This is a genomic window from Chitinophaga sp. CC14, assembly GCF_048957795.1.
GTDB lineage: Bacteria > Bacteroidota > Bacteroidia > Chitinophagales > Chitinophagaceae > Chitinophaga > Chitinophaga ginsengisegetis.
This window is the reverse complement of the sequence record NZ_JARBFY010000006.1, coordinates 775,669-792,718: the sequence shown is the minus strand read 5'-3', so window position 1 is coordinate 792,718 and position 17,050 is coordinate 775,669. Positions and strand designations below refer to the sequence as shown.

Here is a 17,050-nt window from a genome sequence, read left to right as displayed (position 1 = left end):
ATTAACCGGCATCCCGGAATTATTCACGTTACTGATAAAAATTAAAACAATGCAACCAGGATTTAATCCACGATGTATGGAATGGTTTCCTTTTCAATTAAGCCAGGCGCAACTGCTGCCCGCACAACAACCATTCATTTATTAAAACATAAAATTATCCCGTTATGAAACGATTGTACAACCATGTCGTTTATCGCTGCGTGCTGCCCTGCATTTTTCTCCTGAGCATGCCGTCAGCTGTTTATTCACAAGACTTAAAAACGGTAACAGGCACGGTATCGGACGCCACGAAGAATGAGCCCGTGATAGGCGCCACCGTTCGCGTAAAAGGCGCTAATACCGGCGCCGCCACAGATGCCAACGGTCGCTTTAGTGTTAAAGCAGCACCCACCGATATACTGGTGATCAGCAGCATCGGGTTTAAAGCGCTGGAACTGCCTGTGGGCAACAGAACCGCCATCACCATTAAACTGGAAATTAATAATGCGGACATGAATGAAGTAGTGGTAGTGGGGTACGGTCAGCAGAAGAAAGCCACCCTCACCGGCGCTATTGCCACAGTAGACTCAAAGGTATTCCAGGACCGCGGCGTGGTATCCAATCCACTGGCATCACTGCAGGGCCAGGTACCCGGTGTGATCGTTACCCGCAGGGCCGCAGCCCCCGGGCAAGAGGGCTGGAACTTCCAGATGAGAGGCGCCACTTCTACCAATGGTACAGAACCGCTGGTGGTAATAGACGGCATTCCGATGCAGGGCGTGGGCGTACTCAATTCTATCAATCCATCGGATATAGATAATATGTCGTTCCTGAAAGATGCGGCAGCAGCCATTTACGGTGCACGTGCAGCAGGGGGCGTGGTGCTGATCACCACTAAAAGGGCAAAAGCCGGACTGCCTTCTATCCAGTACAACGGCTCGGTGTCACAAAAAAGAATGGGTTTAAAACCATCCTTCCTGGGCAGTGATCAGTACGGGCAATATATGCTCCAGGCGATCTCCAACGCTTCTACCGGTGGCGTACCCGATGAAAACTGGATCTGGACCAAATATGCACGGGCATGGATCAACCGCCCCGATAGTTTGTATATCGATAAAAACACACCGGCTTACCAGGCAGGAGGCGAAACCATTGGTTTTACAGATGTAAAGGACTATACTTTTTTTGATACCAACCCGATAGATATCCTGTGGGGCAACGGAAGGGCTACCTCTACACAGCACGACCTGAGTATATCTGCGGCCACAGACAAAATGGGGTACCGTTTATCGCTCGGTTATATGGACGACGGCAGTATGCTCAAATGGGGCCAGAACTCCAACAAACGCTATAACGTACGCTTTACGCACGATTATACTTTTGCGCCCTGGTTTAAAATGTATACCAATATCTCAATGGAGAAAAATGATGTGGTAGTACCTACCCGGCAGGGTGAAATCAATTATGGTTCGCAACCTGGTTTTCCCGTGGCTACTATCCACGGCAAGCCTTATGCCTGGGGTACGCAACCTGCACGCAACTGGTTGCTGGAGCTGGGCGGAGAGTCGAAAACATACAACAGCCGCGTGTTTGCCAATACACGGCTCGACTTCACCCTCGCTAAAGATCTGAAGCTGATAGGATCAGTAGGTTATAACTGGACGTCTATAGGTACGAAGAACCAGTATAAATCAATATCCGGCATCTACAATTATTCAGAAAGTTACCAATACCTCGATAATCCTTCACAGGATCAGTCTTCCTACACCAGGGGAGAGTTAAGGGATGTTTATTTTAATACCAATGCTTATCTCGAGTATAAAAAGAATATAAAAACCGTACATAATTTTTCGGTGGTGGCAGGTATTAACTATGAACGTGATCAGAACAACTTTTTCTCCACCACTACTACCAACCTGGCCAGCAATGATGTGCCGGCTTTAGGTCTTGGGTTGGGTGATAACACCACCCGCTCCAATGCGGAAAATATCTCCGAATGGGCCATCGGGTCTGCATTTGGTCGTTTTAACTACGCTTATAAGGATAAATATCTTTTTGAAGCCAACGGTCGTTACGATGGCAGTTCCCGGTTTGATGCAGATCACCGCTGGAAATTTTATTCCGGTCTTTCTGCAGGCTGGCGTATTTCGCAGGAGAACTTTATGCGCAACATAAAATTTGTAAACGAATTAAAACTGCGCGGCTCCGCAGGTACGGTAGGTAACCAGTCGGGTATAGGACTATACGATTATATTTCCCGGATAAATTTCGGCCAGGGCGCGGTACTCGGCAATTACAGTTCCCGCTCCGTGATGGCTGGTCCGAGAGATACGCTGGTAAGCCTGAACAGAACCTGGGAGAAAGTGCATAACCAGAACATCGGGGTGGACTTTACGGTACTGAACAGTCATTTGTACGGTACATTCGATTACTTCTGGAAGCAGAATAATAACATGCTCCTGCCGCAGGTATACTCCGCTGTATTAGGCGCTGTGGCGCCATCAGCCAACATTGGCGCACTGAAGGTATGGGGATGGGAAATGTCCATAGGCTGGAGAGATCAGATAGGCAAGGTATCTTACTATATTAACGGAACGCTCACCGACAATAGCAATAAGCTGGTGAATTTTGGTGGCGCCAATATTGTTGCTGCGGGTAAACAGAACTTAGAAGGGTATGCACTGAATTCTTATTTTGGATTTAAGTATGATGGCCGTATTCAGACAGATAAAGAAGCGGCAGATTATGCCAGCCTGGTGCCCGGAAGCAGTATTCCCAATATGCCCGGCGCTACGCAGATGATCAAAGGAATTAACCGTTATAAAGATATTAACGGAGATGGAAGGCTCACCAATGCGGGCGCCAACCAGTATTTACTTGGAAAGAAAGATGCTAATGGCAATCCTATCCCTGATGGCGATGTAGTGTACCTGGGCAGAAGCGATCCACGGTATGTATATGCTGTAAACTTTGGCGGTGAATGGAATGGGTTTGATTTCAGCGCCGTATTCCAGGGCGTTGCCAAACAACAGATTTATCGTCGCTCCGACTGGAGTACGCCGTTTGGTACCATTTGGCAGGGACATGGCGACTGGTGGGTAGGTAAAACATGGACACCCGATAATCCCAATGCGGAGTTGCCTATTTTGACTACCGCTACCAATAAAGGGTTTGGCAACTATGCGGCCTATAACTACCAGATCTCCGACTGGTCTATGCAAAACGGCGCTTATATCCGTTTGAAGAATATCGTGCTCGGCTATACGCTTTCGCCTGAATTATCCAAACGGATAAAGATGCAACGGTTACGGGTATACGTATCTGCCAACGACATCTGGGAGTTCACCAAAGTGGAAGACAAATGGGATCCGGAACAAACTTCCGACGTAAGCGGCGGAGCGCAACGCTATCCTTTCTTCCGCCTGATCACCTTTGGCGTAAACGTTACCTTCTAGTTCCAACAAAAAAGCATTCACATGAAAAAGATTTTGAAATATACTCCGCTGATATTGGCAGCTTACCTGTTTGCAATAACACCTTATGGTTGTAAAAGCGCACTGGACCTGAAACCAAAGGATGCAGTGCAGGACACCAATTTTTACAGGAAGCCCAATGATTTTAAACTGGCGGCCAATACTTTTTATAATTACCTGCGTTCTTTCAGCAATGGTAACGGCGATGGTCATACCGGGTCCGACCTGGCGGCCGATCGTGGCGCTATTGCCCGCGGCACCAACACCATTGTGTCTAATGATAACAACTATAACGATGCCTATAAATGGATCCGCAATATCAATTACCTGCTGGCGAAAGCAAGTGGGTATGCAAACCCGGCGGAGCTGAAACAATATGTAGCGGAAGCAAAATTTTTCCGCGCTTATGTGTACTTTGATAAACTGCTCACTTCCTATGGCGGCGTAATCCTGGTGAAAGATGTGTTAACCACTACATCTCCTGAATTGACCGCTGCACGCAATACCCGTGATGAAACCATCGATTTCATTATTGCAGACCTGGAGGCGGCTATTCCGGACCTGCCACTGGAGGGCGCTATAGGCGATGCCGATAAAGGCCGCATCAGTAAACAGGCCGCACAGGCTTTCCTGGGAAGGGTTTGTTTATACGAAGGCACCTGGCAGAAGTACCGGAATGGAGATGCCAGCCGGTATAATGCTTTGCTGAGTAAGTCGATCGCCAATTCAGACGCAGTGATTTCCAGTGCGCAGTTCTCTTTGTTTAAACCTGCGGTACTCGGTGATTCTGCGCTGAAGTACCTGTTTATCCTGGAGAACCAGAAATCCAACCCGGCAGGCGTTACCAAAGCGTTAAACAATGAATATATCCTGGCTGTACGCTATGAATCGAATAACCTGCTGAAAACAATTCCCAACCAGATTTCCTTTGGAGCGCTGGGTGCAGATATGAGCCGTAAAATGGCCGATATGTACCTGTGCAGCGATGGCCTGCCGATCAGCAAAACGGCAACGGCTTTCAGTCGCGCTAAAATGAATTCCGAATACCAGCAACGCGATAACCGCATGCGTTACTTCATGATGGTACCCGGGTATTTATACTGGCAGAATGCCACCAACTGGCATATCAACTGGGACTGGAGCCCCGCCGATATCGCCAATGCCCGCCCGCTGTTTGATCCCTGGGCCAATGATATTACCGCGTATAACAACCAGCAATGGGCTGCTGAAAGAAAGGTGCCCAACAGCCAGGAGGGATATGATTACCCGGTATTGCGGCTGGCAGAAGTATATCTTAACTATGCCGAAGCTGTATACGAACGCAATGGCCTGATCACAGATGCAGACCTGGACCGCTCTTTAAACCTGGTGCGGCTGCGTATCAATACCAGCAATGCCATGCCCAAACTGAGCAATAGTTTTGCAGCGCTTCATGGCCTGGATATGCGGGAGGAAATAAGAAGAGAAAGAGCCGTGGAATTACAGGGAGAAGGTCAGCGGATGGACGACCTGAAACGCTGGCATATTGCGCATATTGAACTGACGAAACCATTGCTGGGCGTACGCTGGGCAGGCACCGAGTTTGCCACTAAGTATACGAAGGCGCCGCCGCTTACCGCTGATGGAGACGTACTCGCCGATCCTGTGAGCGAAAGAAAGTTTACAGAAAAGAATTACCTGATCCCCATACCTACGAACCAGATCCAGCTAAACCCTCAACTTAAACAAAACCCGGGATGGGAATAACCCTTTAATTCCACAGTTATGCACAAGTATATTCTTTGTTCATTGTTGCTGTTAACCAGCACATACACCCAGGTGAAAGCCCAGTCGTTTGTTCATCCGGGGGGTTTGCATACACAGGCAGACCTCGACCGGATGAAAGCTAAAGTAGCCGCCGGGGCTCATCCCTGGATTGACGACTGGAACCGGCTGATTGCAGATCCCCAGGCACGGAATACTTATACGCCTGCACCCCGCGCCAATATGGGCGGGAGCAGGCAACGCGCTTCCGCCGATGCGCATGCTGCTTACCTGAATGCGCTTCGCTGGTATATTTCCGGCGACACCAGTTATGCTGATTGTGCCATCAGGATCTGTAATGCATGGTCGGCAGCCGTGAACCAGGTGCCTACCGGTACCGATATCCCGGGGCTGAGTGGTATTCCCATATTTGAATTTGCACTGGCGGCAGAGTTGCTGCGTATCAGCCCGCGCTGGGCGCCTGCTGATTTTACGCGGTTTAAAGATATGATGATCACTTACTGGTACCCTGTGTGCCATAACTTTCTAACCAATCATAACGGCGCCTGTATCACTAACTACTGGGCCAACTGGGATGCGTGTAACATAGGCGCTATCCTTACGATAGGCGTATTATGCGATGATACCGCAAAATATAATGAAGCAATCACCTACTACAAAACCGGGCCCGGCGCTGGAAGCATTGCCAATGCGGTATACGTGCTGCATCCCGGCGGCCTGGGACAGTGGCAGGAAAGCGGTCGTGACCAGGAGCATGCGCAACTGGGAGTAGGGCTGCTGGCCAGCGTTTGCGAGGTGGCATGGAACCAGGGACTGGATCTTTATAGTTATGATAATAACCGCCTGCTCGCAGGTGCGGAATACGTAGCCAAAACAAATCTCTGGAATGAGGTACCCTATACGGCTTATAATAACTGTAAGAATGCCAACCAGCGATGGGTATCTATCAATGGGCGCGGCCGGCTCGATGACCGTCCTATATGGGAGATGATCTATAATCATTATGTAGTGAGGAAAGGATTGAGTGCGCCCAATACACAGGCGATGGCGCAGCTGATGCGGCCGGAGCATGGCAGTGCCGATCATTTTGGTTATGGTACCCTGGCCTTTACGCTGGATGCCGCTGCATCCCCTTATCCGCCATTGCCCACGCCGGCGGCTCCTGCCGGCTTAACAGCCACCGCGGGTATTTCGCGGGTATGGCTGAAATGGACAGCGCCTCCGGGTAATACAACGCAGGGCTATATAGTAAAAAGAGCGGATGCTAACGGTGGCCCCTATACGACGATTGCGTCGTGGACAGATAATACCACTTCCAGCTATGTGGATGGTACCGTTACCAACGGCAATACCTATTACTACGTGGTGTCGGCGGTGAACCAGTCGGGCAGCAGCAGTGAAACGGCAGCGGTAAATGCCCGGCCACAGGCGGCTTCGGACACACTGCCCACGGGCTGGAGCCGGCAGGACATTGGCAGCGTAACTACCGCGGGTACCAGCAGCTTTGCAGCGGTAGCAGGGAACAGCTTTGTGGTTACCGGCGCCGGAACAGATATCAGCGGCACTGCCGATGCTTTTGCATTTACCTGTAAAAATGTAACCGGCAACGCCACCATCACCACCAGGCTTTCTGCTATCAGCGGATCGCTGCGTAAAGCGGGTATTATGATCCGGGAGTCGCTGGCGCCTGATGCGAAAACATTCTTTATGAAACTTGGAGACGCCGGCTGGCGGCAGGCCGCTTTCGGCGCACGCACGGCTACTGCCGGCAGCATGACCTGGACCGGCGGCAATGATTACACCTGGCTGCCCGCATGGTTCCGGCTCACGCGTAATGGCAATACTTTTACCGCCTATGAATCTACCGATGGCGTGAACTGGCTGATGGTAGGCACAGCTACTACCAGTATGAGTAACAGCTACTACATAGGCGTAGCAGTAAGCTCCGGCAGCGCCACTGCTCTCAATACTTCTACTTTCGATAACGTGTCTGTAGTGTTAGGGCAATCGATCAGCTTTAATGCACTGCCGGCCAAAAGGCCCGGCGATACTGCCTTTGATGCCGGCGCCGTGAGCAGTGCAGGCCTGCCCGTTAGTTACAGTAGTACAGATACCACTATTGCCACCATCATCGCCGGTAAAATACAGGTGAAAGGAGCAGGCAGTTGTACGATTGTTGCCACGCAACCGGGTGATAGCCTGTATGCCGCTGCCGATACCGTATCGCAGCTGCTGGAAAGCAAGCCACTGCAGTTACAGGTGCAGTATAAAGATGGAGATGACCAGCATCTCACCAACAATATGATCAAACCTTTTTTCAAAATCATTAATGCTGATTCTGTTGGTTTTCCATACGGGGAGCTAACTGCCCGTTACTGGCTTACGGCTGAAAATTACAATGGAGCGGTTAATAACCTGGTCGACTATACGCAGTTGGGTAGCGGTAAGGTGAAAATGAAATATGCCGCTTTGCCCAATCCGCACCACGGCGCTTATGGCTATATTGAATACAGTTTTGACAGCACCGCCGGAAACCTGTTGCCCAACCATACTTCCGGTGAAATAAAATCCCGGTTTGGCGTTGCCGGCTGGCCTGTATTGAATGAGTCGGACGATTATTCCTACCAGGCGCAGGCGGCTTATGCGGTGAACGATCATTTCACGCTGTACAGGAATGGCATCCTGGTACAAGGCGCCGAGCCGGAAATAATACCGGATTCCCTGCAGGTAAAAGTGTATTTTCAGAACCGGAACACGGTGGCTAACACCAATACCATCAGCCATTACATCCGGGTAAATAATACGGGTAATGTGCCACTGGCGTATAAAGACCTTTCCTTTCGCTATTGGTTTACCAAAGATGGCAATGCCGCTTTGAACAGCTCGATTGAATACGCTGCTATTGGTACCGGCAATGTGACACGCAGGTTTGTTGCCGTGAACCCTGCCGCCGACAGTGCCGATACTTATTTTGACCTGCAAACAGACAGCGCAGCAGGCATCCTTTATCCTTTAGCCAATACCGGTAATATTCAATACCGGATCTCCAAATCCGACTGGAGTAAATTCAATGAGTTAAATGATTATTCCTATAAACCGGCGGGTGCTTTCGGAGAGAATGAACGGGTAACTGTTTACTATAAAGATCAGCTGATATATGGAACAGAACCCTTTCCGGCGGCGAGTTTGAAGAACATGGTTGCGTATGCGCCGGCGGAGGAGCTGAACACAACCTTGCTGTATCCTAACCCGCTTACCGGCCGTGAATTTTATGTACGGGTAGATAAACAACTGTTGCAGCGGGATCTGCGTATAGTCGTATATGATATGAACGGGAAAAGCGTGCATGATCAGCTGTTCCGGAAGAATACCTCCGGCGTGGTAACCGTACAACTGGACAAACAGGTGGCTGCCGGCGTATATATGGTGCAGCTGAATAAACAGCCGGCTACGAGAATTGTAATAAATCCTTAACGAAAGATGTATAAGAAAATCATTAGCCTGGGACTGTGCCTGCTTTCCACAGCAGTAGCCATTGCGCAGGATGCTATTATCGAACAAAGCCGCGTGGTGTTACAGTCGCCCGATAAAAACTACGAACTGCAGTTTTATCAGCGCCAGGATGTGCAGCAACGGCGGCAGATGTATTATACCGTGAGCTACAAGCACACGCCGGTAATCCTGGAGTCGTTGCTGGATATCCAGCTGGATAACCATCTCAGTGAGCAGGCAATGGCGCTGAAAGTAGACCAGCATGCTAACTGGTGTGAGAACCTGGTAGTAAAGGGGATCAGCCGGAGCGCGCGGGACACCACCTGGAAGCCGGTGTATGGCGAACAGGAACTGATCAGGGATCATTTCAATGAAACGGTGGTTCACCTGGTAAAGGAGGATAACGCCATGTATAATATGGATGTGGAGATAAGAGCGTACAATGAAGGTATTGCCTTACGTTACTTCTTCCCGGAAAATGAAAAAGGAACTTATTACCGGGTTACCGGGGAGAACACCAACTTTACTTTGCCGGAAGGCACGCAGGCATGGCACGCCAGCTGGGCACAGGCGCCTTATCGCCTGCTACCGCTGCGCAACTGGCCCGGCAACAGCGAGCGCCCCTTAACCCTGCAGTTGCCCGATGGGAAATTTGTATGTCTCGCGGAAGCGCAGATGACAGATTACTCCCGCACAAAGTTTACACTGGATAAAAGCAAACCGAATACCATTGTAACCAGCCTGCATGATCCTGCCGACCTGGTATCGCCGGTGGGTACACCCTGGCGCGTGATCATGGCTGGAGAGAAGGCCGGTGATATCATCGAAAATAATTTCATCGTTTTAAATCTTAATAAGCCTTCCCAGGTAAAGGATGCCAGCTGGATCAGGCCGGGAAAGATTATCCGCGTGATGACCCAAACGACGGCAGATGCACTGGCGTACATCGACTTTGCCGCTGCCCATCATTTGCAGTATATCCTGTTCGACTGGAAATGGTACGGCCCTGCATTCACCTTTGAATCGGATGCTACCAAAGTAGTGGCGCCGCTGGATATGCCCCGTATTATTGCTTATGGCAAGGAGAAAAATGTAGGGGTATGGTTGTATGTAAATCAGCAGGCATTGCTGGCGCAGTCGGATTCCCTGTATAAAGTGTATCATAACTGGGGCGTAGCAGGCGTTAAGTTTGGGTTTGTACAGGTAGGGTCGCATCGCTGGACCACCTGGATCCAGAAGGAGTTGCAGAAGGCAGCGGAGAATAACATCATGGTGAATATTCATGATGAATACCGCCCTACCGGTGAACAGCGCACCTGGCCTAATTTCCTTACTGCGGAAGGTATCCGGGGCAACGAGGAATTTCCGGACGCCACGCATAACACCGTGTTGCCCTTTACCCGCATGATTGCCGGACCGGGCGATTATACCATTTGTTACTATGATAAGAGGTTAAAGACCACTCATGCGCATCAGCTGGCGCTGAGTGTGGTAATGTATAGCCCTTTGCAAACCCTGTTCTGGTACGATAAACCGGCATTGTATGAAAATGAACCGGAGATCGCTTTCTTTGAACAGGTACCCACCAGCTGGGATGAAACAAAAATACTGAACGGCGAGCCGGGGCAATTTATTACCACGGCCCGGAGAAAGGGAACCGATTGGTTTATAGGGGCTGTTACTAACAATAACGCACGTACGCAGAAGGTACCCTTATCTTTTTTAACAACCGGAAAAAAATACCTGGCTACTATATACGCGGATGACCCTGCTGTTGGAACAAAAACAAAAGTAAGCGTGAAAACGATGAAGGTAACGGCGGCTACGGTGCTGGATATACGTTTATTGGCTTCCGGCGGACAGGCCATATGGATCCGTCCTGCATAAATGATTTATATGAATCGTGTTGTTATCATTGGTATTATTACTATGCTTTGCGCGTTGCCTCCTAACGGTTACGCACAAGTGAAGTATGACTTCTCGCCTGTGAATAATAAAATAAATGGCTGGCTGGATTCGGTGTACTACCCGGGTGCAGCGCTGATGATTGTAAAAGACGGGCGGGTTATTTTTGAAAAATGCTATGGGCAGTATACCCCGGAAACAGAGGTGTACATTGCCTCTGCGGGGAAATGGCTCGCGGCAGCAGCACTGGCTGCCGTAACGGAAGACGGCCGTCTTTCCTGGGACGACCCGGTAAATAAATGGCTGCCGGCATTTACGGATATAAAAGGTACGGCTACACTGCGGCAACTGTTTTCCCACACCTCCGGCTTCCCGGATTATCAGCCGGCTAACCGGCCACCGGACAACTACTCATCACTACGTGTATCCGTATCTTTTATACAACCCTTGCCGGCTGATACTATGCCGGGAAGGGTTTTCCATTATGGTGGTTTGGGAATGCAGGTGGCGGGCCGTATGGCGGAAGTGGCTACCGGTAAGGATTGGGAAACTATATTCCAGGAGAAGATAGCCGGCCCGCTGGGCATGACGCATACTTTTTTTACACCGGTGGATACCACGCCGGGGCATAGTCCCATGCTGGGTGGTGGCGCCCGCACCACGCTGGGTGATTATATCCGCTTCCTTGAAATGTTTGCTAACAGGGGCATGTACAAAGGTAAACGGGTACTGTCGGAACAATCTGTTCAGGAAATGACGGCCAGCCAGACAGGCCATGCTTTTGTGCCCGCGGATAATTTTCTGCGGCTTGCCCGTGGCGTTCCATATCCCGGTGTTTATGGCCTGGGATTATGGCGCGAAGAAGTGGATAGCAGCGGCGCCGCAACGCTGATTACAAGTCCTTCCTGGGCAGGCGCCTATCCGTGGATAGACTGCCGGAACAACGTCTGCGGCTTTTTTATTGCGCATGTAAATCCTGTTACGGCGGCGAAACATCATTTTTCTTCTTTCTATGCCAGCTATGTATTGCCAATGATGGTGAGGGAAGTACTTAAAACTAAAAGTTTGTAAAAGATGAATACGATCAAAGGAAAGATACTTTTCCTGTTTGCTGTTGCCTGTTGTTTTTATGCAGATGCCCAGGAACTGGTTACTTACCCGGCTCCAAAAGCGGTTATATATTCTATGCACAACGACGACTATACCGTGCGGGTACGTAAGCCAGGCGGGGAGTGGCAGGACTTGTTTGAGTATAATGTAAAAGTAGACCTGGATAATGTGAAAGACGCTTCTATGGTGTATTTCGACTGCTCCGGAACCGTGGAAGTATCTGTACGTAAAAATAATATGAACGTACAATCGGTGAAAGTGCGGCCGCTGTCTTATGGTATTAAGCCGGTTGTAAATGGTAATACCATCACTTTTTCGATATCACAGCCACGCAAAATTTCGGTAGAGTTTAACGGCGATACCCGCAGCAACCTGCATGTATTTGCCAATCCTATTGAAACCAACAAGCCTGACAGTGCAGATCCGAATGTGGTATATTTTGGTCCGGGTGTACATACTGCAGACAGTGTTACCAAAACGTATAAAATTGCCAGTGGTAAAACGGTGTACATTGCCGGTGGCGCTATTGTGAGAGGGGCATTCCTGTGTGATAAAGTGAAGCAGGTAAAAATTATTGGCAGAGGTATTATTGATCAGGCCCCGGAGGGCGTGCTGATAAAATATTCCGATTACGTGGAATTGGACGGAATCATTGTTGTTAATCCCAAACATTACTCCGTTACGGGTGGCGAGTCGAAACACCTGACCATCCGTAACTTAAAGTCGTTCAGCAGCAGGGGTTGGGGCGATGGTATTGATTTGTTTTGCTGTGAAGACGTAGTGATCGATGATGTGTTTATGCGTAACTCGGACGACTGTATCGCCATTTATGGCCACCGTTGGGATTATTACGGGAACGTGCGTAACTGCGCTATTACTAATTCAACGTTGTGGGCGGATATCGCGCACCCCATAAATATTGGTTTGCATGGCAATACTAATGCGGCAGGAGATACTATTGAGCATATCCTGTTTAAGAATATCGACATCCTGGAACAGGATGAGGATGATCCGGATTACGAGGGTTGTATGGCTATCAGCAATGGTGATTTGAACCTGGTAAGAAATATCAGGTTTGAAGATATCCGGGTAGAAGATTTTGAAGAAGGACAGCTGCTCAATTTGCGTGTGGTATTTAATAAAAAGTATAATACCGGTCCGGGCCGGGGAATTGAAAATATTCTTTTTAAAAATATCAGTTACAATGGTAGCAACAGCAGTCTGTCAGTGATACACGGGCTGGATAAAGATCACCGCATAAAAGGCGTAACTTTTGAAAACCTGCGGATCAATGGCAAACTGGTAATGGATGCTGATTCCGGGCGTATCAAGGTAGGTGGTTTTGTAGAAGGACTGACATTCAAAAAATAATAACTGCGCATGAATAAACTAAGAACGAACCTGCTGATTATTGGTATTATTGTTTCCTGTGTCCCTGCGTTTGCGCAGCCGGGCAAACAACATCCGCATTTGTTTTTTACGGAAGAGAAAGTGGCGTTGCTGAAACAACGTATCCAAACCGATACTTTTATTGCGGCCAACTGGCAGGAGATTTTGCAACAGGCGGATGCCGTGTTGCAGGGCGGCAATGCCAAAGGAAAAATTGATTACCTGGCATTGAGTTACCTGGTAACCGGGAAAAAGGAATATGCGGGAAAGATAAAAGAATACCTGTTGCAGTTATGCTCCCGGCCATCGTGGACGGATGCCTCGATGATGCAGCGGAACCCGCCCTGGACCTCCGATCTGGGAACGGCAGATAATTGCTGGGTAACTGCCATCGGGTATGATGCTATACGGAGTGAGCTTACAAAGGAGGAAAGGAAAGTCATCACCGGTGGTGTTGTTCGCATGGGCATTCTGCCTGCGTTGAACGACTGGATTTTCCCGGAGAAGAGGATTCATTCGCTTAACTCTATGGGTCACAACTGGTGGTCGGCCTGCGTGGGAATGGCGGGTGTAGCGGCACTGGCTATTCTTGATGAGGAACCGCGTGCTGCCGGCTGGGTGGAAACGGTAAACCAGTCCATGATAGCATGGTTTTCCTTTAATGGAGATGAGCTGCAGTTTAAACCCAAAAGTTGGGATGAAAAAGGGGCCATGTATGAGAGTGTGAACTATGCTGCTTTTGGCGTATCTGAATACCTGTTTTTCCGTTTGGCCTGGGAAAATACCTATCCGGGTAAACAGGCGCCTGTTATACCTGTGCTGGATAACGTGCCGGGTTATTTTATGCATGTGGCGTATCCCCGTGATGGCATGTTGTATTCGTTGAATTTTGGTGATGGCGGTTTGAGTGCCGCTGGTGAACGGCCTGTGAAGTTATTATATGCGATGGGAGATCATCGTGCCAATAATCTCTGGTATTTATCGCTGATAGAAAAATTCCAGCACCGCGAAGGCTTGTTTGTAAATACGCCTATCGGCATTACCTATCAGCCGGATATGCGGAAAGCGCCTGCGCTGCCTGATTTGCCCACTTCTGAAATATTCAGCACCATTGGCTGGGCTACCCTGCGTGATTCATGGAAAAAGAACGCGACTATGCTGGGTGTTAAATCCGGCTTTACCTGGAACCATTCTCATGCGGATGCGAACTCCTTTATTTTATTTCACAAGGGAGAAGCCATCATCAAGGATCCGGGTAACAGCGGGTATGGATCAAACGAATATGCGGATTATTTCTTTCAAAGCCAGGCGCACAATGTGATCCTGTTTAATGGTCAGGCGCAGCCCGCCGAGCAGCAGTACTATGGTTCTCCGGAGAAAGGACATCTTAGTAATTTACTGGATGGAGGTCATATCAAATATATTTTGTCGGATGCCACCGGGCCAACGTCGCGTAATTTCACCCGTAATTTCAGACATTATTTATGGCTGGATAAAGTGATCCTGATCATTGATGATGTGAAAACCTATGATACCGGTAAGTTTGAATGGCTCCTGCATCCTGGCGGAACGGCGCGTAAAACAGGTATGGATATCAGTATACAACAGCATAACTCCGCTGTGCTGGTGCGGCCGCTGTTCCCGGAAACGCTCATACAAACAGGTTATAATCATGATTTTCCAGAGAAGATGAAACTGGTGGAGAAAACCGGTCCACAGGCAAAAGATCTTACTAAAACAGAAACTTATTTCTCTATACAATATCCTGAAGAAGTAAAGCAAACAAAATTCATAACCGCTATTATCCTGAAGGATTCTGTAAATGATAACAATATTCCGCAGATAGAACGTATGGAGGCTAAAGACTATCTTGGTGTGCGTATCCGTCAGCATGGAAAAGTAACAGACGTGTACCTGAACCTGTTGGCCGATGGGAGAAAAATGCATTTGAACAGCTGTAATACCATCAATGGGTGGGATACGGATGCTTACCTGCTTGCTTTTACCTGGCCGGAAAATAAAGATACCAGCAACCCGGAAGAACTGCAGGATCTTTTTGTAGGATATGGTAGTTATGTAAGAAAGGAACAAAAAGTTATTTATGAATCGCTGTCGAAACTATCCGGTATTGTTAGTTATGGGAAAGATAATATAGATGCGCGTTTCAGCGGGCAGCCGTATGCACGGGTGGGTATATACAGTGCGCGCCGGCCTGCTGCTTTTTCCCTGAATGGAAAGAAAACTGCTATAAGCTATGCGCATCCGCAGCTTACATTTTTACTGAAGGAACCATAAAGCAGGGATCATGAAAAGAAGTGGGTTGATGATTATATGCCTTGTTTTTTTATTTACGGGGTTAAAAGCGCAGGAATGGCAGTGGAGTGTACCGGTAACGGGCATACGAAAAAATAACCCGCGTGCCTGGTTATGGATTCCTCCCGGTTGTAAACAGGTAAAGGGAGTGGTAGTGGCACAGCACAATATGGAAGAAGTATCTATCCTGGAAGATGTAGTTTTCAGGGAGAAGATGGCTGCATTGAATTTTGCGGAGATATGGGTGTCGCCGCCGTTTGATCATCTTTTTCGTTTTAATGAAGGCGCCGGTGAAGTGTTTGATTCCATGTTACTGCATCTTGCAGCAGTGTCAGGATATGAGGAGCTGATTTATGCGCCGGTAGTGCCAATGGGTCATTCGGCGGCTGCCAGCTGGCCATACTATTTTGCGGCATGGAAGCCGGAGCGGACTTTAGCCGCCGTTTCTGTAAGCGGGCAATGGCCTTATTTCCGCGATGCTACCTTTGCGCCTGATATATGGGGCAATCGTAACATTGATTTTGTGCCTTGCCTGGAAACGATGGGAGAGTACGAAGCGGCCGATACGTGGAGTATAGAAGGATTAAAGGAAAGAGCTGCGCATCCTTATCTGCCATTGAGTATGCTGGCCTGCCCGGCGGAAGGGCATTTTGCATCAACGGCTGAAAAAGCCGCGTATATTGCTTTTTATATTGGCAAAGCGGTGCAGTACCGTTTGCCGCAGGACTATAACGGTAAAGGCTATCCGCAATTAAAACAAGTGGATCCCACCCATACCGGCTGGCTGGCAGACAGGTGGGCGAAGCATGCCGGTTCGCGGTGGCCAGCCGCTGCGGTAGCCGGCTATACCGGCAATGCTGCGGAAGCATTCTGGTTTTTTGATGAGGAAACAGCCAGGGCCACTGTAGCCTATGGTGCGCGTTTCCGTGGTAAGCAGCCTCAATTGGCGGGCTTTGTGCAGTTGGGCGTAGTGGCGCCGCAGCACAATACGCATCAGCAGGTAGACTTACGGTTTATCCCCGAAAAGGACGGCATTCATTTTTCCGTGGGAACGGTTTTTATGGATACCGTGCCGGGTGGAAGTCCGCGGCTGACCGCCTGGACAGAGCTGCCCGTGGGGGCCCCGTTAAAACACGCGGCCGCTGCTGATATAAAAGTGCGCGTGATATGCGGCCCTGCAGTGGCTACCGGGGCCAACCAGTTCCGGCTGCAATTCCGCCCCGGCATGTTGCCGGATACAACGGGCCATTACGATATCTGGCTGGCAGCGGTTCACCCGGGAGATGCTGCGTTTAAACCATCGGTGCAACAAGCCCGGATGGTAGTACCGGCGATGCTTGCCGGTGGACGGCCACAGCGGATCAGTTTTGACTCCATGCCGGACATTCCATACAGCAAAAAGGATGTTCAGCTAAAGGCGACGTCTGATGCCGGTTTACCGGTACATTATTTTGTGTTGGAAGGGCCCGCCCATATCCGGGATAGCCGTGTTTATACAACCGCGATACCGTACCGCAGCAGGTTTCCCGTTAAGGTAACCATTGGCGCGTGGCAGTATGGGATAAAGGATAGTATTAATACCGCGGTTCCCGTTTACCGTAGTTTTTATATAACAAGAAAATAAC

Annotated in this window: 8 protein-coding genes; all 8 read left to right on the top strand. The window is 49.3% G+C overall.

Annotation, left to right across the window (positions count from 1 at the left end; translation table 11 throughout):
• The first annotated feature begins 164 nt into the window (after positions 1-164).
• The 8 genes from PV783_RS33595 to PV783_RS33560 are packed head-to-tail and all read left to right on the top strand — an operon-like array spanning position 165 to position 17,049.
• Entirely contained in the window at positions 165-3,434 is a 3,270-nt protein-coding gene (locus PV783_RS33595; RefSeq protein WP_420991085.1) for a SusC/RagA family TonB-linked outer membrane protein, read from the top strand.
• A 21-nt stretch (positions 3,435-3,455) separates the two neighbouring features.
• Positions 3,456-5,198, top strand: coding sequence for a RagB/SusD family nutrient uptake outer membrane protein (locus tag PV783_RS33590; RefSeq protein WP_420991084.1), 1,743 nt, complete (start codon positions 3,456-3,458; stop codon positions 5,196-5,198).
• A gap of 18 nt (positions 5,199-5,216) precedes the next feature.
• Positions 5,217-8,690 (top strand): cellulose binding domain-containing protein, encoded by a 3,474-nt coding sequence (locus tag PV783_RS33585; RefSeq protein WP_420991083.1) that lies wholly within the window; start codon positions 5,217-5,219, stop codon positions 8,688-8,690.
• Positions 8,691-8,696: 6 nt separating this feature from the next.
• A complete protein-coding gene (locus PV783_RS33580; protein ID WP_420991082.1) occupies positions 8,697-10,595 on the top strand; it encodes a glycoside hydrolase family 97 catalytic domain-containing protein in 1,899 nt (632 codons plus the stop codon).
• 9 nt (positions 10,596-10,604) lie between these two features.
• Positions 10,605-11,684, top strand: a complete 1,080-nt coding sequence (locus PV783_RS33575; RefSeq protein WP_420991081.1) for a serine hydrolase domain-containing protein — start codon at positions 10,605-10,607, stop codon at positions 11,682-11,684.
• A gap of 3 nt (positions 11,685-11,687) precedes the next feature.
• Complete coding sequence (locus tag PV783_RS33570) at positions 11,688-13,094, top strand: glycosyl hydrolase family 28 protein (RefSeq protein WP_420991080.1); 1,407 nt, start codon at positions 11,688-11,690, stop codon at positions 13,092-13,094.
• A gap of 9 nt (positions 13,095-13,103) precedes the next feature.
• Positions 13,104-15,407, top strand: a complete 2,304-nt coding sequence (locus PV783_RS33565) for a heparinase II/III domain-containing protein (protein ID WP_420991079.1) — start codon at positions 13,104-13,106, stop codon at positions 15,405-15,407.
• 10 nt (positions 15,408-15,417) lie between these two features.
• Positions 15,418-17,049, top strand: a complete 1,632-nt coding sequence (locus PV783_RS33560; RefSeq protein WP_420991078.1) for a hypothetical protein — start codon at positions 15,418-15,420, stop codon at positions 17,047-17,049.
• The last annotated feature ends 1 nt before the right edge of the window (position 17,050 follow it).

Excerpts from the sequence above, each read along its gene's own strand:
- PV783_RS33595 (WP_420991085.1), top strand. The coding sequence starts at position 165 with ATGAAACGATTGTACAACCATGTCGTTTATCGCTGCGTGCTGCCCTGC.
- PV783_RS33590 (WP_420991084.1), top strand. The coding sequence starts at position 3,456 with ATGAAAAAGATTTTGAAATATACTCCGCTGATATTGGCAGCTTACCTG.
- PV783_RS33585 (WP_420991083.1), top strand. The coding sequence starts at position 5,217 with ATGCACAAGTATATTCTTTGTTCATTGTTGCTGTTAACCAGCACATAC.
- PV783_RS33580 (WP_420991082.1), top strand. The coding sequence starts at position 8,697 with ATGTATAAGAAAATCATTAGCCTGGGACTGTGCCTGCTTTCCACAGCA.
- PV783_RS33575 (WP_420991081.1), top strand. The coding sequence starts at position 10,605 with ATGAATCGTGTTGTTATCATTGGTATTATTACTATGCTTTGCGCGTTG.
- PV783_RS33570 (WP_420991080.1), top strand. The coding sequence starts at position 11,688 with ATGAATACGATCAAAGGAAAGATACTTTTCCTGTTTGCTGTTGCCTGT.
- PV783_RS33565 (WP_420991079.1), top strand. The coding sequence starts at position 13,104 with ATGAATAAACTAAGAACGAACCTGCTGATTATTGGTATTATTGTTTCC.
- PV783_RS33560 (WP_420991078.1), top strand. The coding sequence starts at position 15,418 with ATGAAAAGAAGTGGGTTGATGATTATATGCCTTGTTTTTTTATTTACG.